The organism is Hymenobacter montanus, assembly GCF_014699115.1.
Lineage (GTDB): Bacteria > Bacteroidota > Bacteroidia > Cytophagales > Hymenobacteraceae > Hymenobacter > Hymenobacter montanus.
On record NZ_JACXAD010000037.1, the window covers coordinates 1 to 23,399 of the forward strand.

17 protein-coding genes are annotated in these 23,399 nt (G+C 60.2%); 15 read left to right on the forward strand and 2 right to left on the reverse strand.

Annotated features, from left to right (window positions below; all coding sequences use genetic code 11):
• Positions 1 to 235: 235 nt before the first annotated feature.
• Positions 236 to 961, forward strand: a complete 726-nt coding sequence (locus IC235_RS21145) for a peptidylprolyl isomerase (protein ID WP_191007209.1) — start codon at positions 236 to 238, stop codon at positions 959 to 961.
• A gap of 449 nt (positions 962 to 1,410) precedes the next feature.
• Here the strand turns inward: IC235_RS21145 and IC235_RS21150 are convergent, their stop codons facing one another.
• Positions 1,411 to 3,483, reverse strand: coding sequence for a M13 family metallopeptidase (locus IC235_RS21150; protein WP_191007210.1), 2,073 nt, complete (start codon positions 3,481 to 3,483; stop codon positions 1,411 to 1,413).
• Positions 3,484 to 4,024: 541 nt separating this feature from the next.
• Here IC235_RS21150 and xseA point away from each other — a divergent pair.
• From xseA to IC235_RS21190, 8 genes are all read left to right on the forward strand, one after another.
• A complete protein-coding gene (gene xseA / locus IC235_RS21155) occupies positions 4,025 to 5,383 on the forward strand; it encodes an exodeoxyribonuclease VII large subunit (RefSeq protein WP_191007211.1) in 1,359 nt (452 codons plus the stop codon).
• Between the two features lie 211 nt (positions 5,384 to 5,594).
• A complete protein-coding gene (gene xseB / locus IC235_RS21160) occupies positions 5,595 to 5,900 on the forward strand; it encodes an exodeoxyribonuclease VII small subunit (RefSeq protein WP_191007212.1) in 306 nt (101 codons plus the stop codon).
• A 744-nt stretch (positions 5,901 to 6,644) separates the two neighbouring features.
• Positions 6,645 to 7,415 carry a sensor histidine kinase gene (locus IC235_RS21165; RefSeq protein WP_191007213.1) on the forward strand — a complete coding sequence of 257 codons (771 nt, stop codon included), beginning with the start codon at positions 6,645 to 6,647 and terminating at the stop codon, positions 7,413 to 7,415.
• Complete coding sequence (locus IC235_RS21170; RefSeq protein ID WP_191007214.1) at positions 7,412 to 7,819, forward strand: response regulator; 408 nt, start codon at positions 7,412 to 7,414, stop codon at positions 7,817 to 7,819. The genes IC235_RS21165 and IC235_RS21170 overlap by 4 nt, the downstream gene beginning before the upstream one ends.
• A gap of 513 nt (positions 7,820 to 8,332) precedes the next feature.
• Positions 8,333 to 9,562, forward strand: a complete 1,230-nt coding sequence (locus tag IC235_RS21175; protein ID WP_191007215.1) for a hypothetical protein — start codon at positions 8,333 to 8,335, stop codon at positions 9,560 to 9,562.
• A gap of 9 nt (positions 9,563 to 9,571) precedes the next feature.
• A complete protein-coding gene (locus IC235_RS21180) occupies positions 9,572 to 10,753 on the forward strand; it encodes a hypothetical protein (protein ID WP_191007216.1) in 1,182 nt (393 codons plus the stop codon).
• A gap of 13 nt (positions 10,754 to 10,766) precedes the next feature.
• Positions 10,767 to 11,648: an RHS repeat-associated core domain-containing protein gene (locus IC235_RS21185; protein ID WP_191007217.1), complete on the forward strand. Its 882-nt coding sequence runs from the start codon at positions 10,767 to 10,769 to the stop codon at positions 11,646 to 11,648.
• 3 nt (positions 11,649 to 11,651) lie between these two features.
• Positions 11,652 to 12,137: a hypothetical protein gene (locus tag IC235_RS21190; RefSeq protein ID WP_191007218.1), complete on the forward strand. Its 486-nt coding sequence runs from the start codon at positions 11,652 to 11,654 to the stop codon at positions 12,135 to 12,137.
• 92 nt (positions 12,138 to 12,229) lie between these two features.
• Here IC235_RS21190 and IC235_RS21195 read toward each other — a convergent pair whose 3' ends face one another.
• The gene (locus IC235_RS21195) at positions 12,230 to 12,586 is read right to left on the reverse strand and encodes an MGMT family protein (protein WP_191007219.1); all 357 of its coding nucleotides are present in this window, start codon (positions 12,584 to 12,586) and stop codon (positions 12,230 to 12,232) included.
• 180 nt (positions 12,587 to 12,766) lie between these two features.
• On the opposite strand from IC235_RS21195, the gene IC235_RS21200 reads away from it, so the two are divergent.
• From IC235_RS21200 to IC235_RS21225, 6 genes are all read left to right on the forward strand, one after another.
• Positions 12,767 to 13,969 carry an efflux RND transporter periplasmic adaptor subunit gene (locus IC235_RS21200; RefSeq protein WP_191007220.1) on the forward strand — a complete coding sequence of 401 codons (1,203 nt, stop codon included), beginning with the start codon at positions 12,767 to 12,769 and terminating at the stop codon, positions 13,967 to 13,969.
• 43 nt (positions 13,970 to 14,012) lie between these two features.
• Positions 14,013 to 14,474 (forward strand): GNAT family N-acetyltransferase, encoded by a 462-nt coding sequence (locus IC235_RS21205; protein WP_191007221.1) that lies wholly within the window; start codon positions 14,013 to 14,015, stop codon positions 14,472 to 14,474.
• Positions 14,475 to 14,588: 114 nt separating this feature from the next.
• Positions 14,589 to 17,687, forward strand: a complete 3,099-nt coding sequence (locus IC235_RS21210) for an efflux RND transporter permease subunit (protein WP_191007222.1) — start codon at positions 14,589 to 14,591, stop codon at positions 17,685 to 17,687.
• A 146-nt stretch (positions 17,688 to 17,833) separates the two neighbouring features.
• Positions 17,834 to 19,213 (forward strand): TolC family protein, encoded by a 1,380-nt coding sequence (locus IC235_RS21215; protein WP_191007223.1) that lies wholly within the window; start codon positions 17,834 to 17,836, stop codon positions 19,211 to 19,213.
• Between the two features lie 584 nt (positions 19,214 to 19,797).
• Positions 19,798 to 20,484: a hypothetical protein gene (locus IC235_RS21220; RefSeq protein WP_191007224.1), complete on the forward strand. Its 687-nt coding sequence runs from the start codon at positions 19,798 to 19,800 to the stop codon at positions 20,482 to 20,484.
• 256 nt (positions 20,485 to 20,740) lie between these two features.
• Positions 20,741 to 23,326 carry a T9SS type A sorting domain-containing protein gene (locus IC235_RS21225; RefSeq protein WP_191007225.1) on the forward strand — a complete coding sequence of 862 codons (2,586 nt, stop codon included), beginning with the start codon at positions 20,741 to 20,743 and terminating at the stop codon, positions 23,324 to 23,326.
• The last annotated feature ends 73 nt before the right edge of the window (positions 23,327 to 23,399 follow it).

Genomic DNA, 23,399 nt, shown 5'->3' on the forward strand with positions numbered 1-23,399 from the left:
AACGCCGCCCATGCCCGGTCACTGATTTCATCCAGATTGCTCACGAACCCAAAGATAATTGTCCGTACAGCCTAGTCAATTTTTAATTCTTCATTTTTAATTTTTAATTCTTTTCGTGGCTGTTTTCGGCGCTTAGGCCAACGACGGTTAGGCCGCTGAGTTGCCCAACGACCTGCCAGCCCTACCTGGTGGAGCCGGCGACGACCATTAAAGCAGCCCGCCCGTATTTTGCGCCATGACCCGCTTCGCGTACCTGCTCCTGTTGCTCCCGCTGGCCGCTTGCAATCAGTCGCCGCCCAAGGCCTCCGCTAAAGTCGCGCCCGTGATCCCCGGCCCCGACCTGGCCACCCTCACCGATAGTGCCGCCCCCCCTGCCCTGCTGGCCTACGGCCGCCAGTACCCCGGCTCGGAGGTGCTGATTAAAACCCGCCTGGGTAACATTCGGGTGAAGCTCTACGACGACACTCCCATTCACAAAGCCAACTTCTTGCTGCTGGCCCGCAAGGGAGTGTTTGATGAAACCATGTTCAACCGGGTGGTGAAGGACTTCGCCGTACAAGGCGGCCAAACCTACGGCGCCCGCACCATCCGGCTCAAGCGTTACCGCCTCCCACCCGAGATTCGGCCCGCGCATTTCCACCGGAAAGGAGCCTTGGGCATGGCGCGCTACGACGACGAGCAGAACCCCCACCGCCTGTCGTCCAATACCGATTTCTACTTTGTGGTGGGCGAGAAGTTGGCCCCCAACCAATCACAGGCCATGGCTGGTCGCCCGCTCACTCCCGCCCAGGTAAAAGCTTATGCCACCGTGGGTGGCGTGCCTTCCCTCGACGGCCAGTACACGGTATTCGGCGAAGTAATTGAGGGGCTGGACGTGGTCGACAAAATTGCCAATGAGCCCGTGGAATCCGATAAATGGCCCGTGCACGACATCACCATGAAAGTGGAAGTGGTAAAGTAGCGGGCTCGGTTGCTGCCGATTGGCGCTATTGGTCCTGCCCCGACCCTTTAACTAGCCCTGGCAGCCGTCTGCCAGGGTTCGAAGGCCCCAAGCTCTGCCAATGCAGGGCCAAGTTGCGAGCATGGGCTGAGCAAGTCCCCATTGTGGCACGAAGCGCCCGAAGTCGGCCGTGTTAACGGTTTGAAACTCCATCGGATAATTGGAAACCCGCGGCTTGCTACCGGGCCGTCGAAGCGTTGGGTAACGATCTGGGGCTGCACGGCGGCAATGGTTTTGCATCAACCTTGGATGGTTTCGAGCGGCCCTTTGAGCACTTACTCACACGCCAAAATGCCCAGGATTGCCCACTAGGGCAATAAAAAGGCCCATCTCCAGGGGAGACGGGCCTTCTCTTATCGGGAGGGAGAACAGTTTCTCACTCGCGATTCAAACAGCTCCTATCAAATAGCTTACCAAATTCGGGAGCGCTCGGCGGCAGCGCGCATCATTTTGTTGCCTTCCTGGCAACCGAAGGCTTTGTAGAACTCCGGCATGTTCATCAACGGGCCGTTGGTGCGGAACTGCGCGGGCGAGTGGGGGTCGGTTTGCACTTGCTGGCGCAGAAACTCGGGCCGGGCATTGGTGCGCCAGATTTGAGCGTAGCCCAAAAAGAAGCGCTGCTCCGGTGTGAAGCCGTCGATCAGCTTGCCAGCCTTAGCCTGCGGCGTTTTCTGGAAGGCCTGGTAGGCGATGGTGAGCCCGCCGAGGTCGGCCAGGTTCTCACCCATGGTGAGCTTGCCGTTCACGTGCACCGAGTCGAGCGGGGTGAACGCGTCGTACTGCTTGCCCACGATGGCGGCTTTGGCGTTGAACTTGTCGGCGTCCTCTTTGGTCCACCAGTCGCGCAGGTTGCCCGCGGCGTCGTACTGCCGGCCTTCGTCGTCGAAGCCGTGCGTCATTTCGTGGCCGATGACGGCCCCGATCCCGCCGTAGTTCACCGCGTCGTCGGCCTTGGGGTCGTAGAAGGGCGGCTGCAGGATGCCCGCCGGGAACACAATCTCGTTCATTGGCGGGTTGTAGTAGGCGTTCACCGTGGGCGGGGTCATGCCCCACTCGGTGCGGTCAATCGGCTTGCCGAAGTGCTTGGAATCTTCATTGCTGGCCCACACGCGAGCAGCGAGCAGGTTATTCAGGTACGACTCCCGGGTGATGGTCAGGGCCGAATAGTCCTTCCACTTGTCCGGATAGCCGATTTTTACCACGAAGGCATTGAGCTTTTTCAGGGCCTCGGCCTTGGTGGCTGCGCTCATCCAATCGGTCGCCTGAATGCGCTCGGCGTAGGCGGTACGCAGGTTCTCAATCATTTGCTTGGCGCGGGCCTTGGCAGCCGGCGAGAACGCCTTATCCACGTAGAGCTGGCCGAAGGCCTCGCCCAGAGCGCGGTCCGTCGAGCCGAGCATGCGCTTCCAGCGGGGCTGCTGCTGCTTAGCCCCGGTCAACACCTGGGCGAAGCGGAAGGCCTGGTCGCCGTAGACTTTGGGCAGGGCCGAGGTAACGCTGCTGACCAAGTGCCAGCGCAGGTACTGCTTCTGGTCGGCCAGGGGCTCTTCCTTCAGCATGACGCTCACTTCCTTCAGGAAATCAGGCTGGCCCACGATTACTTCCTGGGCCGCGCTCAGGCCATTGCCCTGGAGGAGGAGTGGCAGGTTGAGGTTGGGATACGCGGCGTTGGCCGTAGCCAGGCTCATCTTGTTGTAGTTGGCGTTGGGGTCGCGCAGGTCTACGCGGGACTTGCTGGCTTTGGCCAGGCGCGTTTCCAGGCGTTGCACGGCGGCGGCGTTGGCTTTAGCCGTGGCTTCGTTGTCGCCGAGCAGCTTGAAGACGTTGACCATGTACGTCTCGTACGCCGTGCGAATGGCTTTGGAGCGAGCGTCTTCCTTCAGGTAGTAGTCGCGGTCGGGTAGCGAGAGGCCCCCCTGCTCCATTTTCACCGCGTACTGGGTGCTGATTTTATCGTCCGGGGCCACGCCCGAGTTAAACCACACACTGCCGGCGTGGGCCTTGGGGTCGGCCAGGAAGGCCTGCATGCCCTTCAAATCCGGGATGGCCGCGATGCGGTCGAGGTGGGGCTGCAGGTACTTGAGGCCGGCCGCCTCAATGGCCGCCGAGTCCATCGCCGACGCGTAGAAGTCGCCTACCTTCTGAGCATTAGAGCCCTTAGGTGCTTTGGCGGCGTTTTTAGCGGCATCATTCAGGATGGCGCGCAACGTGGCATTGTTGCGGTTGGCCAGCTCGTTAAAAGAGCCCCAGCGGGTTTCAGATCCCGGAATCGGATTGTTTTTAAGCCAGTTACCCGAGGCGTAATGAAAGAAGTCCTCGCAGGGCTTCACCGATGGGTCGATGTTGGCAATGTTGATGCCGACGCCTTTCTGGGCTGCTGCCGCCGCGGGCTTTTTGGGTTGCGCCGTGGCGACCGTTGTAACCAGGCTGCCCAGGCCGAGCACGGCCAGGCTTAGCCGCCGCGCAATAGAAGTTAGAGCCATGAAATAAAGTTTGGATGGGGAAATGATGCCGTGAAGTTACAGACACGCGCAATTCATCAGGGTTGCACGAACGCCGCAAGCGGTAGTCGGGGTTCCGCCACCGCTTGCTCGCAAGGCCGCTGTGCTTTGTTTGGGCCAGTAATCAGCCAGATAGAATAGTTACGATTGGTAACCTTTCGGCTGGTTGGGGCAAGGGTTAGGCGGGGGCTAGAATATATGGTTGTGGTGGGCGGGATACGCACGGACTCGCAGAGTCCACGCTACACGGCGGCCGTTGAACATAATAGTTGTGTGTATTCTGGCCGAGCCGGTGGGTGGCGCACCGAGTACCAAGCCGGGAACGAAGCTGCTTGCCTGAAGTAGTAACTCAAGCAATTGGTTTACTGTTGCTGGCGAGATGCTCCGCTTGGCACGATGTTGTTCTTTTATTTAGTTACCCCTGTCCGGGTGCTGGATGCGCCCGCTTGGGCTGGGAAGAGATTTTGTTTCACCAGCCGTTTCTCAGTGGCCTCCTCCGGCCCGTCGCCCGTAACTTGCCGCGATGCCGCTCTACAACCGCCGTCCCGAGCTTCCACCCCTTCTGCCCCCGCCCCCCCTGGGCTTAGCTGACCTGCTGGGCCGCGTGCGCCAGGCCTTGCAGCAGCAGTTGGATGATTCTTATTGGGTAGTAGCCGAAGTAGCCGAAATCACCATTCCCCGGTTTGCCGGGGCGCACTGCTACCTCAGCCTTACCGAGCAAACCACCGACGGCCGCGGCATGCCCGTGAAAGCCCAGGCTCGGGCCACCCTCTGGAGCCAGCGCTACCAGCAGCTGGCCCCCGCGTTTGAGCGGCATACCGGCCAGGCGCTACGCCCCGGCCTGAAGCTGCTGCTGCGGGTACAGGTCCGCTTCCACGAGCAGTACGGCCTGAGCCTCGACGTGGTGGCCATCGACCCGAGCTATACCGTGGGCGAGCTGGCCCTGGAGCGGCTGCGCACCTTGCGCTTACTGGAAGAAAAAGGTCTTTTGGAACGGCAACAGCGACTCACCCTGCCGCTGGCCCCGCAACGCTTGGCGGTTATCTCCTCGCCCACGGCGGCGGGGTTCCAGGATTTCGTGCAGCAGCTCGACGAGGCCGCTTATGACTTCGCGCTAACGTTGTTTCCAGCCCTGATGCAAGGCGACGAGGCCCCCGCCAGCATTCGGGCGGCGCTGGCCGGCGTACGGGCCCGGCGGGGGCAGTTCGACGCCGTGGTGATTATCCGCGGCGGGGGCAGCCGGACCGATTTGCTGGCCTTCGACGAGTATGGGCTGGCGGCAGCCGTGGGGGCGTTTCCCTTGCCCGTACTCACGGGCATAGGCCACGAGCGCGACGAAGCCGTAGTGGACCTCACCGCCCACCGCGCCCTGAAAACGCCCACCGCCGTTGCGGTTTTCCTGGTCGAGCGCCTGGCCCGGCTCGAAGCCACGCTGCTGGGCTATGGCGAACAGATAGTGGCGCTGGCGCGCCAGCAGCTTAGCCAGCGCCACGCCCGCCTCGACCAGCTGAGCGGACGCAGTCGCTACGCTGCCCACCGCCAGCTCGATGCGGCCCGCGACGCCCTGCGCGAGCGCGCCCGCCACGCGGCCCAGGGCCCGCGCGAACAGCTACGGCAGCTGGCGCAGGGCCTGCTCCGCTTTCGGCACCAGTTGCCCCGGGCGGCGCGCCAGGCCCTGGCCCGGGAGCAGCGGGGCCTGCGCCAGCGCGGCCGGGCCCTGCTGAGGCGCTTCATCCGTCACCACCGGCGGCGGCGCGAGGACGTGCTTCGCCGCCGCTTCCGGCTGCAGCTAGCCCTGGAGCGCCACTTGCACCGCAACGAGCTACGACTGGCAGCTATCAATGGGCAGCTCAGGAGTAAGGGCCCGGCGTATAAAACCTGACAGAGTACTGTAACGCGGACTCCGCGAGTCTGCGCCAACGAAAGCCAACCGTATATAGTGCACATAAAGCTGACCACTAGCCCGTACTGCTATCAGCCAACTGCATAATAACCTCACCCTTAACCAGCACAAGCAGCCCGGCATCAGTGGTTATTCCGCAGCAGTCCAAGTAATAAGTAATCCAATCAAATAATTCCGTACATCAAAAGACATGACCTACCGCGAAGCCATTGAGGAGCTGGAAACCATTCTGCGGGCCCTCGAAACCGATGCCGTGGACGTGGACGACCTCACGACCCGCGTCGAACGCTCAGCCGAATTAATTCGTCTCTGCCGCCATAAGCTACGCCACGCCGAAGCCTCCCTCGACCGCGTGTTCGACACCCTGGACGACGAAGACGAAGCCGACGAACCTATTGAGGAAGAGGAGGATGAATTATCGGATGGAGAGGACGAAGACGAAGAGGACTTAGACGAGCACGACGACCTGGCGGGCGGGCCCGGCCGCGCTTGGTAAATTATTTGTCTGATTTTTTGAATAAGTGCGAAATAATACGTTAATTGTTTAAAAATATTCCACAAACTGTTATAGAATTCAATTTAAGCTGCTAAGAGCCTATGGATTATCAAAGAGCAGCAAGCTCATAATAATTATGATGTACCGTCGCTGAGGCAGTTGCTCGCTCATCTCTGTGGCGGCGAAAACCGGCTTAAATTCTAAAATGGACTATTATGAAAGCGTTCATCTTTGAATTAGGGGCCCAGCAACAGGGAGATGTTTGACATCATCTGCGAGCAGGTGATTCAGTCACCCGCCCAACATGGAGGAAACATTCTGCTCCTTTTCGTGGCCCCCTAGCTGGTATGCAAGCCCACTCTCCTACTCCTTAGATAGCGGCTGAGCTCTCGGGCTGCACCGATGATGCCTGCAGAATGAACGACGCAGTGAGCCTGGTTTGAGGCATACTCTGGCTCTATTCTTGGGCTGAGACAGCAGATCTTATCAACGCCAACTCGTCCGGCTGGTGTCTTAATTGAGCTGGTGGTAGCAGTTAGAGGGGCTAGTCCCCGCGTTTAATGCCTGATTGGCAGCGGGCTTTAGCTAGCCGGGACCCAAACCGCCGCGTTCGTCCAATAGTCCTTCACCCAATAATTGACTTAGTCTTACTTTTTCTTTTCTTTTGTATAATCTGCTCGCCGGCACCCTCACGTGACTAATACTTTACCGCTGTTGCTGCTTATCCCTACATCGCTCGCGCTCATGCTCGGGCTCGTGTGGTTTGTGGTGCGCTTTCAGCGCACGCAGCTACAGCAGCAGCACGAGATGGCGCAGTTGCACGAGGCGGCGCAGCAACAGGCCCTGGCGGCGGCGCTGGTGGCTCAGGAAGACGAGCGGCAACGCATTGCCGGCGAGCTGCACGATGGGGTCGGGACGATTCTGGCCCTGGCCAAGCTGCACCTGTACGCACCCGGCCGCCCGCCCTCGCCCGAGGCCAGCGCCCTCATCGACCAGGCCGTGGCAGAGGTGCGGCGCATCTCGCGCAACCTGCAGCCCGCTACCCTCCAGCAGTTGGGCCTGACCCAGGCCCTGCGGGCCCTGGTGCAGGCCGTGCCGACCGATAACGGCCTGGAAGTGCGCCTGGAGCAGGACGGCTGCCTGGACCGGCTTATTCCCCCGCATGAATTAATGGTGTACCGCATTGCGCAAGAGCTACTCACCAACGGCCTGTTGCACGCCGAGGCGCCGCACATTGTGCTGCGCGTGAGCGCGGAGCCAGGCCTGCTCACCCTCGTTTATTCCGACGATGGCCAGGGCTTCGACCTAGCGGCGCTCGAAGAGCTGCCTCCTCCCGGACCCCACGGCCAACCCGTGGGCATGGGCCTCATTAACCTCCGGAGCCGGGTGGCGGTGCTCGGTGGCCAATTACACTACCACTCCGAGCCGGGCGTTGGCACCCGGGTCGAAGCTGTTTTACCCGTTACATTGTTACCAGCCGGTACACCAAGCCCTACTTTTACCTTAAGTACATGATTTCTAACACTACTTATCCGACCAGCACCGGGCCGGTCCGCTTGGCTATCGTCGACGACCATATCCTGTTTCGGAAAGGTTTACGGGCCTTGCTCAGCGGCTACGCGGGCATTGAAGTGGTGTGCGAGGCCAGCAACGGCCAGGAGCTGCTCGAGCTGCTGGACCAGGGCAGCCGCCCCAACGTGGTGCTGATGGACATGCAAATGCCCATCCTCGACGGCCTGCAAACTACCCGCCTGCTGCGCACCCAGTTCCCGGGGGTGCGCGTAGTCATCATCTCCATGCACGACGACCCTTCGCTGGTGAGCACGGTCCTGGCCGAGGGGGCGCACAGCTACCTGGTTAAAAACACCTCACCGGAGGAAATGCGCAGCGCCGTGCTCGCAGCCGCGGCGGGCCAGTAAGGTGTTCTCAAACAAATAGTGTTGTAGGACGCAAGCCTGTTCAGAGGGGCTGTTGACGAACAAAAGAGCATTTTGTAGTAGCTTTTGTGGCGGCCCGGCCGCCAGCGGGCATCAGGGCGGCAACCGACGGCGCAAATGCGGGGGCTAGTCGTTGATGAAGCGTCTATTCAAGCCCGTGAGCCGGGCCGTATCGAAAACCGTCAAATCCAGGGTGGCCAAGCGCAACACGTACTGGTTTTGGCCTCTACATTTTTGAGCAGTTATTAATAGCGGTTACTCGACTGTACAATATTAACATATAATAAATTTTTATTACATTTACTTCCTAAACCCTTTGCTTAATAACTCCCTCATTAGCTCTTCTACTAAGAATTACAGCCGGAACAAGTATTTTGACCTAGCCTCTACCGAATGCGCTACCCACTACTCTCGCTCGTCTGTTCATTGCTTGTATTAAGCCTAGCTACCGCTACACCCGCGCAGACGTGGCAAATGCCCAACACAGACTTAGGAGTGCCCAAACCACAAGGGCCACGCATTCCCACGCCGGGCAGCTTGCCACAGGACCAGCAGGCCCGTACCCGGGCGCAAACTCAGGCGGCAATGGATGAGGTCGAGCGTTACAACGCCCAGCAAGCTGCTGGGCGCTCCGACCACAGCCTATCTGGGGTGCAAGCCGACATTGACCAGTTCGAGCGCGGGCGCCGCGAACAAGCCGAATTCAACACCCAATTCGAGGCTCGTAATAAGCCTCAGTACGAGGCTGCCTACCGAGTGCTGGTCGAAATGCTGGATGGGCGACGCCCGGCCAGTCTACCGCTAGCCGTGTTCGTAGTCGAGAACAGCTACGCGGCTGGCGAGTTGAGCTACGCCGCGTTCAAGGCCGAGCTGGATGAGTTAGCCACCATCTGCCGGGGCTTGGCCGGCACCGATACCAGCCCGACCGCCCGCTTTATGGCCCTGCACCGGTTGATGACCGACACTGTGCAAGTAAGCGACGCCGGTAAGGTTGTCTCCAAGCACCTGCCCTACCGCTACGACTTTGAGGACTTTCGAGGCGAACAGGACTACCACAAGATGTTTGTCACCAAGTTGCTGCGCAGCGGAAGCGGCCAGTGCCACTCGCTGCCACTGCTCTACAAGATGCTAGCTGATCGGCTGGGAGTGAAAACCTACATCAGCATGGCCCCCAACCACACTTTTATATCGGTCAAGGATGGTCGGGGAGCGCTTTACCGCTACGAAACGACAAATGGGCACTTCACCACCGATGCCTTTTATATGAGCTCCGGATATATCAAAGCCGGGGCCCTGAAACAGCGCACCTACCTGGACACCCTCACTTTACGTGAGAACCTGGCCTGTCAACTCGTGGACCTGGCCAACGGCTACGAGCACTACTACGGCTACGACGAGTTTGTAAAGAAATGCGCCGACCTCGCCCTGATATATTACCCGCAAGGGATGCAGGCGCGCATCCTAGCTCATAACGTGGCCTTGGCTCGCTTCGTCAAGCCTTGGAAGAAAGCCGGTCAGCCCGCACCGGAAGTGGCTCGCACCCTGCCTCAATTGAAGCCCTATATGACCGAGATAGAACGCTGGGACCGCGCCCTGGCCGCCGTTGGGTTTGAGGAAATGCCTAAGGACCAGTACGACCGCTGGCTCAACGCCCTGGAACAAGAAAAGGCGCGCCAAGCTAGCCAGCGGGCTGCCGCCCGCTTCGCCCCTACTGCCGCCAAATAATATGTCCTGATGAAACATCACTACCTACTGCTTTGGTGCCTGGCTCTACTCTTGCTCGGCGTTGGCTGTTCGCGGCGGGTGCTGGTACCGGTGGAGCCGCTGGCTCTGCGTATACCGGCCTATTATCCTAGTTCGGCAAAGAGTTGGCAGGCTGCACCACTGCCGGAGCAACTGGCGGGCGTACCCATCCGGGTAATTGTGCCGGCAGTTCCAGCCTTATTGGTGGCTCCGATGGTAGCCAACTTCTACGAGCCAGCTTATCAAGAGCTGGCCAAGATGCTCGATGGACGTTATCCTCTCAACTTTAAGCGGGCCGTGTTCCTGACGGAGAACGCTTACTTCGATAATCGCCTAAGTTATGAGGAGTTCAGCCAGCAAATCAGCGGCCTAGCTGCGGTCTGCCGCTTGTTGAAAAAAACCAACGAACCGTATTTTCTATACAACCGCGACGACAAGGAGAACGTGGCCCGTAACGCAGCTATCTTCCTAATGATGAAAGATAGCACCCGTTTACGCAAAGGTGCCACACTTCCCCCCTTCCGATACGACTTCGAGGACTTCGACGGAGATGATGACTGGCGCAAGATGTTTGTAAGCAAGTTATTAGTCACCCGCAAGGGTAACTGCCACTCGCTGCCCTATCTCTACAAAATGCTGGCCGATGAAACTGGCGCGCAAACTTGGCTTAGCCTAGCCCCTAACCACATTTACTTAAAGCAGCACAACCGAAAAGATGGCTGGTACAACACGGAGTTGACCAGCTATACTTTCCCTGTCGATGCTTGGCTGACCGCTTCGGGCTATATCAGCCGCGAAACCATCATCAGCGGGATTTATATGGATACACTCAGCGCCAAGCAAAACGTGGTTCTCTGCCTAGTAGACCTCGCCAAAGGCTATGAGCGCAGGGTGGGGCCAGTAGTAGCGGAGCCGTTCGTGAGCAAATGCACCAACCTAGCCTTGCGTTACTTCCCTCACTATATCAACGCGCAACTGCTTCAAGCTGAAACCCTGCGACGGAAATTTGAACGGCAAACTTCCAAGCCAGAAGCCCAACAGGTATACGCCGCAATGGAAGCTGCTTATACACGCATCTTTGAGACAGGCTACCGCGAGATGCCCCCACAGATGTACGCCGATTGGCTGCAATCAGTGAAAACTGAAAAACAGAAGTACCAGAAAAAACCTTAAGTCCTACCTGCTCATGCGCTATTTCTACGCTCTCTCGCTGCTGCTGGCCTTGGGCCTCGGCCGCTCCGTTTACGCCCAACAGCCCTTTCTCAAGTATGGGGTTACGGTAAAGGTTGCTACACTGAGCAACGGTCGGTTTCAGGAGTTTTTCACCAATGACAGCCTGCGCCGCATTGGCTCGGTGGTGTACGATACACATCTGCACCGCGTGGCTTACCTACTGCCCCCGGATTCACTTATGGGACACGCGAAGCCTGATATTACGAGCCGCTGGATGAGCCCGGACCCCCTAGCCGAGAAGTTTATGTATGTTAGCCCCTACGTGTTCGTAGAAAACAACCCGGTACGCTATATGGATCCTGACGGCCGAGAGCTTATCGACCCGAACGGGAAAAGAGTAAGTGTGCAGTTTAACCAAAATGGCAGTGTTACGCTAGGTAAAAATGCCACTGCAAATGAAAGACGGGTAGCTAGCGCAATGGCTCTCACTCCTACCGGACGCGCCCGCTTGAGCGCCATTGACAAATCAGATATTGGCGTAATATTTTATGTAGTTGATGGTAAGCCTCCTAAGGGCAAAACAATCTTATTGGGTGGCACTACTCCCCCCATTGATAGCTTTACTGGCGAGCCAACCAAGGCGAAATCCATTACGGTCTATACCGGCGCAATACAAATGTCGATAGATGGGAAAACAACTGATAAAGTACTAAATGGGCTCACGATGGAACAGGCTATTGGTGCCGTTGCAGCTCATGAATCAGTGCACGCGGTAGACAAAGAGCAGATAGCAAAAGAAACGGCTACTCCTCCCCCAACCCCCGCTGCAAGGGAGAAAAAGCCAGACCAATTAGAGAAGCAGGTCGCTGACGAAATTAGAGCAGGAAAAAAATAACGAATGAGACGCTTAGCCTTTTTGTTGCTACTACTCGGGCCGGTGCTTTGCAATGGGCAGAGTTTTAATCGACCACTAACAGAGGCAGTTAGAATGCCACGCCCGGCAATTCTTCAACTGATAGCACACCTTGAAAAGCACGAAAACTACCCGGTAATGCCTGAAAGGTTCACACAGTTACCAACCTTCAATGTGCTTCATCCCTCCCAACGGGAATTAACCGATGGTATCTACTATTTTATTTCAAGTGCTCATGATACGGGAAACTTGTTTATCAATCGAAAAGGCAAAATTACAGTCTTGCTAAATAGCTCTACAGCTGAGATACTAACCGCATACTCCACTTACCTAAAAAGGAATCCACTACCTGAAGCCACAGAAATAGCGTATTTATCTGCTATTTCTGCCTTTCTAAAGCACCAATACAAAAGCCGTAAGGAAATGATAAAGAGCGGCGCCCTACAAGAATTGAAGCAGGGTGCTAGGTAACGGTAAGAAAGCACGGCCAAAGGGGAAGAGCGTGGCAAGCCGGTCGGTTCCCTATCTGTTTGACAACACCCCAGTAACGCCGGACGCAGCTTCTAGACCAGCTCCGTGCTGGGGTCCCAAAACAACTTACTGAACTCGACCACCCGGTCTTCTTCTACGCGAATGCCTTCGGCTTCCAACGCTTCCTGCATGGCGAAAGGCGTCGCGTAATGCAACCGGCCGGTGAGGTGGCCGAGGCGGTTGAGTACGCGGTGGGCGGGCACGTACTGCTCAGCCGTATGGGCGGCCATCATGGCGTAGCCCACGGTACGGGCGCCATGACGGGCGCCGAGGTAGTGGGCAATGGCCCCGTAGGTGCTCACGCGGCCTGCCGGAATAAGGCGCACGACTTCGTGCACGTCCTGGAAGAAATTGCGCGATTCGGGCGCGGGAGCGGTGGGCGGCTTCATCGGGGCGAAGATAGTTTCGGTCAGCTTGATGCCCTTGTACGTCTATTTTTCGGGCGAGCAAGCAACCTTCCGGGCCAGATTCGCACTATACGGGTTACGTTGGATATTTCTTCTACCGTATTTGCTTAGCGACGAGCCGGCTGCTAAACATCGGCCATTGCTTACGCGTTCTTGCCACCTATGCCATTAGAACCGCCCACCACTGCCCCCTCCAAAAATTGGGACACCACCGCGACGCCCGCGCCCACGGTTGCCCCGCCCCCCACCAACCCGGCCCCGGATACGCCCCCGAAGCGTAAGCGCGGCTGGCTGGGCTGGCTGATTGCGGCCCTGATCATCGCGGCCTTGGCCTGGGCGAAAGTGCAGTACTTCCCCAGCAGCACCGCCGGCAAAGAAGGTGGTAAGGGCAGCGGCAAGGGTGGCCCCGGCGGGGCGGGCGGGCCCGGGGCTAAAGTGCCGGTGCAGGTGTACGTAGTAGCCGCCACGCGCCTCTCCGACCAGGTGGCCTCGACGGGCTCGGTGCTAGCCGATGAGTCGGTGACCATTCAGAGCGAGATTGCGGGCAAGATTACTAGCCTGAACATCCGGGAAGGCCAGCCCGTGCGCAAGGGCCAGTTGCTGTTCACCATCAACGCGGCCGACGTGCAGGCCCAGCTGCAAAAGCAGGAGTACAACCTCAAGCTTTACCAGGACCAGGAGCGCCGCCAGCGGGCCCTGCTGGAAAAAGAGTACATCAGCCGCCAGGAATACGAGCAGAGCAACAATGCCCTGCTCACTGCCCAGGCCGACTTGCGGGCCTTGCGCGTGACCCTGAGCAAGGCGTACGTGCGGGCGCCGTTCGACGGCGTTCTGGGGCTGCGCAACACCTCGGTGGGGGCGTACGTGTCGCCCGGAACGGCCATTACCACCCTTTCGCGGGTGAAGCCGGTGAAGATTGACTTCAACGTGCCGAGCCGCTTTGCGCAATCAGTACGTGTGGGCGACGTGGTGCTGGTGACCGACGAAGCCACGACCAAGCAAATCAAAGCCAAAGTTTACGCCGTTAACCCGCAGATTGACCCGGTTTCGCGTACGCTGCCCGTGCGGGCCATCTACCCCAATAAGAACCTGGAGCTCCGCCCCGGCGGCTTCGTAAAGGTGAACCTGGAGCTCGGCGAAACGGCTACGGCCCTGCAAATTCCGACCGAAGCCGTGGTACCGGTAGCCAGTGGCTACACGGTGTACACGGTGCGGAAAGGCAAGGCGGCCGTGCAGCCGGTGAACATCGGGGTGCGCTCGGATAAAGTCATTCAGATTACCAAAGGGCTGGCCGTGGGCGACACGGTTATCCGCACGGGCATTTTGCAGGTAAAGCCCGGCGACCGGGTGAGCATTCAGAAATAAATCTAGCCCCGGCACCTCAGATTTTGTCGAAATCCCGCAGCTCATGAACTCCGCGCCCGCGACCCTTACCGCACGAAACGAAGTCAGCATTCGCCCCGCGTACGAAGCCGACGCACGGGCTCTGGCCCCGCTGCTGACGGAACTCGGTTACCCCACCGCGGAGCCGGCGGTGCGCGATCGGCTGGCGGTGCTGAGCACGACGGGCGAGCAGGCGCTGGTGGCCGTTGCGCAGGGCCACGTGGTAGCGCTGGTGCTTCTGCACCGCACCTGGTTTTTGCACCGCCCCCCCGACGGGCGCATCGTGACACTAGTGGTGGCGGCCAGCCACCGCGGCCGCGGCATTGGCGCCCAACTGCTGGCCGCAGCCGAAGAAGTTTTTCGCCAGTGGGGCTGCGGCCGGGCGGAAGTAAGCAGCGGCGCGACCCGCGAAGCAGCCCACCGCTTCTACTGCCGGGTTGGCTACGAGGAGCAGCCCAAGCGCTTCGTTAAGCCGCTGTTGACCTGAATATTTTGTTCACCTTGCTTCCGTAGTGACTTTTCTCACGCAGGCCTGTCCCATAATCAGTACGCGGCCCCCGGCTGCAACGTACCAGCGCTATTTTGTTTTTACTGTTTTGCCATGAGTTTATCATCCGTAAGCATTAATCGGCCGGTGTTGGCTATTGTGATGAGCTTGCTCATCGTGATTTTCGGCGCCATTGGGTTCCGCTCGCTTGCCATCCGCGAGTACCCCAGCGTGGACCCGCCCATTATCACGGTGCAAACCAGCTACACGGGGGCCTCGGCCGACGTCATCCAGTCGCAGATTACCGAGCCGCTGGAAGAAGGCATCAACGGCATCGCGGGCATCCGCAACTTGTCGTCGACGAGCCGCGACGGGGCCTCGACCATTACGGTGGAGTTCGACCTGGACGTCGACCTGGAAGCCGCCGCCAACGACGTGCGCGACAAGGTGTCGGGCGCCCAGGGCCGCCTGCCGCGCGACGTGGACCCGCCCATTGTGAGCAAGGCCAATGCCGACTCTTCGCCCATCATCCTGAGTTACCTGAGCAGCTCGTCGCGCACCCTGCTGGAGCTAACTGACTACGCCAACAACGTGCTCAAGGAACGCTTGCAAACCATTCCCGGCGTGAGCGAAATCCGGGTGTGGGGCGAGCGCAAGTACTCGATGCGCCTCTGGCTCGACCCGGTGAAGATGGCGGCCCTGGGCATCTCGCCCGTGGACGTGCAGCAGGCCCTGGCTCGCGAAAACGTAGAGCTGCCCAGCGGGGCCGTGCAGGGCCAGAGCACCCAGCTCTCGCTGCGCACCATGGGCCGCCTGGCCACGGTCGAGGACTTCAACAACCTGATTCTGCGCGACGACCCCACTTCGCTGGTGCGCCTCACCGACGTGGGCTACGCCGAGCTCTACCCCGAAAACGACCAGACCATTCTGCGCCGCAACGGCATTCCGATGGTGGGCGTGACGGCGATTCCGCAGCCGGGCTCCAACCAGATTGCCATTACCGATGAGTTCAACAAGCGCGTCCGGCAATACGCCAACGACCTGCCCAAGGACCTGAAGCTCAGCACGGGCTTCGATAACTCGGTGTTTATCCGGGCCTCGATTGCGGAAGTAGAGCACACCATTGTGGAAGCGTTTGTCCTCGTGGTGGTGGTAATATTCCTGTTCCTGCGCGACTGGCGCTCCACCCTTATTCCGGTGGTGGCCATTCCGGTGTCGCTGATTGGCATCTTCTTCGTGATGTACCTGATGGGCTTTACCATCAATGTGCTGACGCTGCTAGCCATCGTACTGGCCATCAGCCTCGTGGTTGACGATGCCATTGTGGTGCTGGAGAACATCTACAGCCGGATTGAGGGCGGCGAAACCCCGCTGGAGGCGGCCAAGAATGGCTCGCAGGAAATCCTGATGGCCGTGGTGTCGACCACCGTGGTGTTAGCGGCGGTGTTCCTGCCGGTGGTGTTCCTGACCGGCATCACGGGCCGGCTGTTTCGCGAGTTTGGCATCGTGCTGGCGGGCTCAGTGCTGATTTCAGCCTTCGTCTCGCTCACCCTCACGCCCATGATGTGCGCGCGGCTGCTGAAAAAGGAGGAGACCCATAACTGGTTCTACCGCAAAACGGAGCCCTTCTTCGAGAAGCTGACCGGCGGCTACCGGGCGGCGCTGGAAAGCTTCCTGCAAAACCGCCTTTGGGCCTGGGGCCTGGTGCTGGCCACGGGCGTCGGCATTTGGTTTTTCATGAAGACCCTGCCTTCGGAGCTGGCGCCAATCGAGGACCGTAACCGCATCAGCATCAATGCCACGGCTCCGGAAGGCGCCTCCTTTGAGTACATGGACAACTACATGAACCAGCTCATCAGGGTATTACAGGACAGCACCCGGCGCGACGCCGACAACGTCCTGACCGTGACGGCCCCGGGGGGTGGCAGCAACAGCGGGGCCGCCAACTCCGGCATTGCCCGCGTACTGCTGAAAGACCCCGAGCAGCGCCCTCACTCGCAGCAGCAACTGGCCGATATCCTGACGAATACCGTGAAGAAGTACACCGGGGCCCGCGTGTCGGTAGCGCAGGACCAAAGCATTGGCACCGGCGGGGGGGGCGGGGGCGGCCTGCCCGTGCAGTTCGTGGTGCAAACCCAGGATTTTGACAAGCTCACCGCCGCCGTGCCCAAGTTCCTGGAAGCCGCCCGGGCCGACAAAACCTTCAGCTTCGTCGACGTGAACCTCAAGTTCAACAAGCCCGAGCTGCGCGTGGTCATCGACCGGGAGAAGGCCCAGAGCCTGGGGGTGAGCGTGCAGGACATCTCGCAGACCCTGCAGGCCGGCCTCAGCGGGCAACGCTACGGCTACTTCATTCGCAATGGCAAGCAGTATCAGATTATTGGCCAGGTGGCCCGCGAAGACCGCAACCAGCCGCTCGACGTGCGCACGCTGAACGTGAAGAGCCGCGACGGCAAGCTCGTGCAGCTCGACAACGTGATTACCCTGGTTGAGAAGAGCACGCCGCCCCAGCTCTACCGCTTCAACCGCTACAATTCGGCTACGTTTTCGGCCTCCCTGGCCAAGGGCAAGACCTTGGGAGACGGCATCGCGGCCATGCGGGCCATTGCCGACAAGAACCTGGACAACTCCTTCTCCACGGCGCTGGCGGGGCAGTCGCGCGACTTCGCCGAAAGCTCCTCGTCCATCCTCTTCGCCTTCGGCCTGGCCCTGGTGCTGATCTACCTGATTCTGGCCGCGCAGTTCGAGAGTTTCCGCGACCCCGGCATTATCATGGTAACGGTGCCGCTGGCCTTGTCGGGAGCGCTGTTCAGCCTTTGGTACTTCAACCAAACACTCAACTTGTTCTCGCAGATCGGCATCATCATGCTGGTGGGCCTGGTCACGAAAAACGGCATTCTCATCGTGGAGTTCGCCAACCAAAGCGTGGAGAAAGGCGCTGATTACATGCAGGGCCTGATTGAGGGAGCGACGGCCCGCTTCCGCCCCATTTTGATGACCAGCCTGTGCGCCGTGCTCGGCATTTTGCCCATTGCCTTGGCGCAGGGCGCCGGGGCGCTCGGGCGGCGGGCCATGGGCATTGGCGTGGTAGGCGGCTTGCTGTTTGCCACGGGCCTTACGCTGTTTGTCGTACCGGTTATGTATTCGTATTTCGCCTCAGCCAAGAAGCACAAACCAAAAACGGCGGCTGAGAAGCAACCGATGGTGGCGTAAGCTGAGGCTGAAAAGCCCCCTGAGAAGAGGGGAGATTTTAGCTTTGATTAATCGTTCTGCTCATTGAGCAAGGCCCTCCGTTCGAGCCTATGGCTCGGCCACCCCTCCTTGAGAGAGGGGAGAGTTTTTTGCCCTGATTTTCTTACATGAAACGCTTCCGCCTCTTTCTTCTTGCCCTAATCCCACTGGCCGGCTTGGCGCAAGTGCCCACCGCGCGGCCCAACCAGCTGACCCGGTCCGCTTCGGCGGCCCCGGCCCCCGCCCTCTCGCTTCAGCAGGCCATTACCGAAGCGTTGCAGCATAACTACGGCGTCCTGATTGCGAGGAAGGACGAGCAGATTGCCGAGAACAACGTAACCCGGGGCAATGCCGGCCAGTTGCCGGTTGTGAACGGCAACTTCACCCGCACCTTCAGCATCAACAACGTGCGGCAGGAGTCGTCGGCGCGGCCCGAGCCCAGCACGGCCGACAGGGCGCAATCTAACCTACTGAATGCCAGCGTGGCGGCCACTTGGACCATTTTCGATGGCCTGGGTATGTTCATCGCCTACGACCGGCTGAAGACCCTGCGCGGCCAGCAGCAGGCCCTCACCCGGGCCGCGCTCGAAGAAACCGTTGAAGCCGTGACCAACGCCTATTACGACGTGGTACGGCAGGCCGGTAAAATTATCTCCCTGGAAGAAGCCCTGAAAATTGGCCAGGCCCGCCTCGACCTGACCCGGGCGCGAGTCGACGTGGGCGTGAGCGCCAAAGTCGAGGTGCTCACGGCCCAGGTGGATTACAATGCCGACCGCAGCCTGCTGCTGCAACAGCAGCAAGCCCTCGCGGCAGCTAAAATCGCGCTCAACAATTTGTTGGGCCGCCCCCCCGGCGTCGAGTTCGAGCCTTCGGATAGCTTAATCGTGACGCGCGACCTGCGCGAAGAAGTCGTTACGGCCGGCATCCGGGCCAACAACCCGCGCCTGCTTCAGGCCCGGCTGGGCGTCGACGTGGCTGCTTACGACCGCCGCCTGGTGCGGGCCTCCCGCTTCCCGCAGGTGGGACTGACCACTGGCTATGGCCTCAACCGCAACGTGAACGGCGCGGCGTTTTTTGGCAGCCAGCTCGTCACCAACACCGGTCGCACTTACGGCCTTAACTACGGAGTGGTGGCTTCCGTGCCGATTTTCGACGGCCTCAACATCCGCCGCCAGGAGCAAAACGCCCGCGTGGCCGAGGAACAACGTAAGCTGAGCCTGGCGCAAACCAGCCTGCAGCTTGACGCTGACGCCGCCACGGCCTTCGCCCAGTACCAAAACTTCCTGCAGCTGCTCGACCTGGAAGAAGCCAACATCCGATTGGCCCGCCAGAACGTGGACATTGCCCTGGAGCGCTACCGCCTGGGCCTGCTCACACCCCTGGTGCTGCGCGAAGCCCAACGCTCCCAGCTAGACGCCGAGGTGCGGCTGCTCGACATCCGCTTCCAGGCCAAGCAGGCCGAGACGGCACTCCGGCGCCTCAGCGGGAGCCTGGTACAGGAGCGGTAGGCGGGCCAGCTCCGGCTCCCAGCGCTTTAAGCCCGGCATAAACGGCTGACGCTGGCCTCGCTGGTAGGTGCGGAGCAGCACCTAAGCCGCTACCCGGGGCTGAGGAGCTGGCACTCTCCAGCCTGATCAGGCTATGACCACACCGGGGCCATAGAGTCCACCGGGCGAGCATGGTCAAGCCGGACGAGCGACGGACAAACCAGGTGAAGTAAGTAGGGTTTGGGATAGTAAGGGTACCAGCCAGGCCCAAACTGGCTCGCCGCTTTCGTTTTTCCAAAGTAATAGGCCACCCGGGTCAGGCAGTGGTTATTCGAAGTCGTCGTAGCTGGTAACTCATTTGAATGCAGGCCCGAGGTGGCGCTGTCGGGCTGCTTCCCGAAGCTCCGGCACTGGTTTTTGCTGGCCGGGGGCAGCCCGCCATCCCATCAGGTCCGCCGCTAGGACCAAATTTTTTTGTCGTTGGTCCTAACGCTGAGGTTATTCATCCAAGCGAGCGCGGCCGTCATTAGGAAGGGAGAAGATCTCGTGGGCAACTTTGAAGGAGTGCTTGAGCCAAGTACTAGCTGCCCTCCCTTTCTACTTAAATGAGAACACGCTCTACCCTATTCCTGCTCCTGAGCACGGCCGCTACGCCCGAAAATCGGAGCGGCTACCCCATGGCGCCGGCCGACCGAGTGTTTGCCCGTTTGAATTTCACGGTTACCGGCCGGGCCCAGGCCACAAAGCCTGGCGGCCACGGCATCTACCGCCTGTCTTTCATCAGTGCCGACCCTAAGGTCAGCATCAACGGCTTAGCCACCACCCTGAAAATGGAATATCCGGCCAGCCCCCGCGGCCATTACTTCAAGGTGCCCAGGCGCCTGGTAAGCCCGGTTGCCCAGTGCCCGGGTGACTTTACTGCTGAAACCCCATCGGGACCGCGGTATCATAAGGGAATGGCAACGGGCCGCCACGCCAGCGGCCAGCCGGGCCCCGCCCCGAAGAGCGTGACTTTAACCCCGGTCCCCGCCCCTACCATGGCCACCGTGTCGCACTGGCCCACTCCCCCGGCCGGCCCCGTGCTACTAGCCTACTCCTGGCCCGCCAGCGGCAGCACGCAAGCGTTGGTGAGTGACTTACCCGGCCGTACTTGCTGCCCCCAAACGGCGCAAGCCGCGGGGGTTCATACCCTCCACGCCGACCTTAACGCGCTGCCCGCTGGTTCCTACGTGCTGACCCCTCATCGTGGACAGCAGCAAGATTCAAATCCAGAAAGTCTTAAGGCCGAATAAGCTCGCTCGAGCTTCCCGCAAAAATTAAGACGGGCACCATAGCCACCGTGCCGCGCGCTCAGTGGGACCAGGGGCAGACACACCGGGTGTCGTGGCTCACTCCTTACCTGAAGCTTAGCCTTGCTCTGACCCTACTGACTTAGCTACTTAAACCGGCGCACCTTCTTCCCGCCACAACCGCATCAAATTCCTTCCTTTCCACTCCACCTCTCCACTCCATCCCTTCTCCCACTTAATCTACTAATCCACTTTGCAAATGAGAATTCTACCCATTCGAAAAACCCTTTTCAGTGGCCTGTTGGCGCTCACTAGCCTGGGCGCCTGGGCGCAGAAAGGCAACCTCGAGCTGCGCGTCGTGGACCAGCAGACGGGGTTTGCCGTGCGCAATGCCCGCATCGAGCTCCTGAACGCCACCGGCAAGAAAGAGGAGCTCGCCACCCGGGCCAACGGCAAGCTGGCGTTGCCGAACCGAGAAGGTGAATTGTCGTTCTTAATCTCCGCTCCGGGGTATGCGCCGCTCTCCACGCATTTCACGGCCGGCACGGTAGCGCAGCTCAACGCCGAAATACAGCTAGACCGTCTTCAGCCGCTCACGCCTGAGCGGAATAGCCAGAAGCAGAGCGCGGCCTTGGCGCCCAACCAAACCTACATCGACGGCTACGTGAGCGACCGGGAGCGGGGGATGCCCCTGGCCGGGGTGCAGGTGCGCATGGGAACCGCCTCGGCCGTATCCGATGAGAACGGCTACTACCAACTGCTCCTCACCAGCAATGAGTCGCAGAAAGGCCCTAAGAAGGAAGAGTTTGTGAAAGAGGTCGCCGACGTCACGTTTTCGCACGACGGCTACACCACCTACCAGATCCGCAATTTCCGCGTGATTGGCCAGGACTACACCTTTAAAAACTCGTTGGCGCCCCTGCCCAAGGGCAGCGAAACCCGGGCGGGCCGCGGCTCGGTACCCACCGAAACGGAAAACAGCGTGCACGGCTTTTACGACAAAACTGGGGCCGAGCCCGAGCCGGAGCCGGAGCCGCTGCAGAAGCCCAAAGCCGTAGCTCCCGCGAAAGGGCCGGACGGCACGGCGGCCCGGGTGGCCGTACCCGCCAGCATCCGGGTGGGCACCAGCTGCTCGTGCAACTCCTGCTCGAGCGTATCGGTGATGTCGCTGGAAACCTACGTGCGCAGCGGCATCGACGATGAATGGCCGCCTTATTTCGGCGCCAACTCGTTGCGGGCCGGGTCGGTTGCTTACCGCAGCTACGGCGCTTACTACGTCATCAACCGCTCCAGCGGCAGCAGCTTCGACATTAGCAGCACTACCTGCCGCCAGGTATGGAGCAGCGCCACGAACAAAGACGCCGCGGCAGCCGCTGATTTTACCGCCGGCCAGGTGCTGGTGAAAGACGGGGCCATCTCCCGCCCCGAGTATTCGTCGGAGAACAACAACGCTGGTTGCGGCAATGGCTTCGCCGGCACCAATACGGCCGGTGCGCCCTGTATCTCGGACCCACTCTGCAAGGGCCGCGCCACCTTCGGCCACGGCCGTGGCATGTGCCAGTTCGGCTCGAAGTTTTGGGGTGAGAGCGGCAAGTCCTACACCTGGATACTTGATCATTACTACCAGCCCATCAATATCGTCCTCCAAGGGGGCGCTACCACCCCCCAGCCTCCTCAGCCGCCCCAGCCGCCCGTGACGGACACCACGCCGCCCACCACCAGCATCACCGGCCCCAGCAGCGCCATGGCTAACTTCACGGCCACCTTCACCGACGCCGACAACCGCGCCGTCGCCGCCCGCTTCTACCAGCCCCTGGAATGGCGCAACGGCGAGTGGCGCGCCAACCGCGGCAACGGCTTCTACAACGATAACTTCGGCGCCGCCACCCTCCACCCCGACTACGCCCTCGGCCTGGCCGACTGGCAAGGAAGCTGGGCCCCCGCCCAGGGACGCCTGCGCCAGAGCAACACGACGGCCACCAACACGGCCCTCTCCACCTTCCTCTCTCAGCAGGCCGGCAACACCTACCTCTACACCTTCGCCGCCAAGGTCAACAACACCACCGGCAACCGCCGCTTCGGCCTGCACATCATGGCTTCCGACGTGAGCGTGCGCGAGCGCGGCAACTCCTACCTGATTTGGTTTGCCCTTGACCAGCAAAAGGTCTCCCTCATCGAGACCATCGACAACGTTCTCACCCCCCGTGCCTCGGCCGACGTGAGCATACTCGGCGGCACGTTCAGCGACTACAAAGTAGTGTATAACACCACGACCGGGGTGCTGAGCGCCTACCTCAACAACCGCCTGGTCGTCAGCTGGACCGACCCCACCCCGCTGACCACCGGCGCGCACATCTCGTTGCGCACCAGCGAGGCCGACGTGGAGTTTGATGACCTGAAGGTGCTCAAGTCCCGCGGGACCACGGCCTTGATCACGGTTGGGGCGGCCAACAGCAACGACGTGCGCACTTCGGCCTCCCCCGGGGCCAAGATCAAGTCCCTGGTCAAGGATGAGGCCGACAACTGGTCCGAGTTCGGCAACCTCGACGTCAACATCACCATCCCCGCCTCCCTCACAGGCCAGGACGCCTCCGCCGTTACGGTATATCCTAACCCGGTAACTGGCGGCAAGCTCACCATCAACTACGCCCTGGAAGCGGATGCGGAAGTCAGCATCGACATCTTCGACGGCCAGGGCACCAAGGTGAAGACCCTGGTGAGCCGGGAAACCAAAGGCACCCATCAGGTGGTGGTACCGGCCCAGTCGCTCGGCAAGCAGGGCTTCTACCTGGTAAAGGTTTCCACCGGCGACAAGAGCCAGACGGTCCGGCTGCTGAAAGACTAGGCGGTTAGCCCTGACGGAAAGGAAAAGCGCGGCAGTCCGACAAGGCCCGTGACTTTTTCTTTCCGTCAGCTGA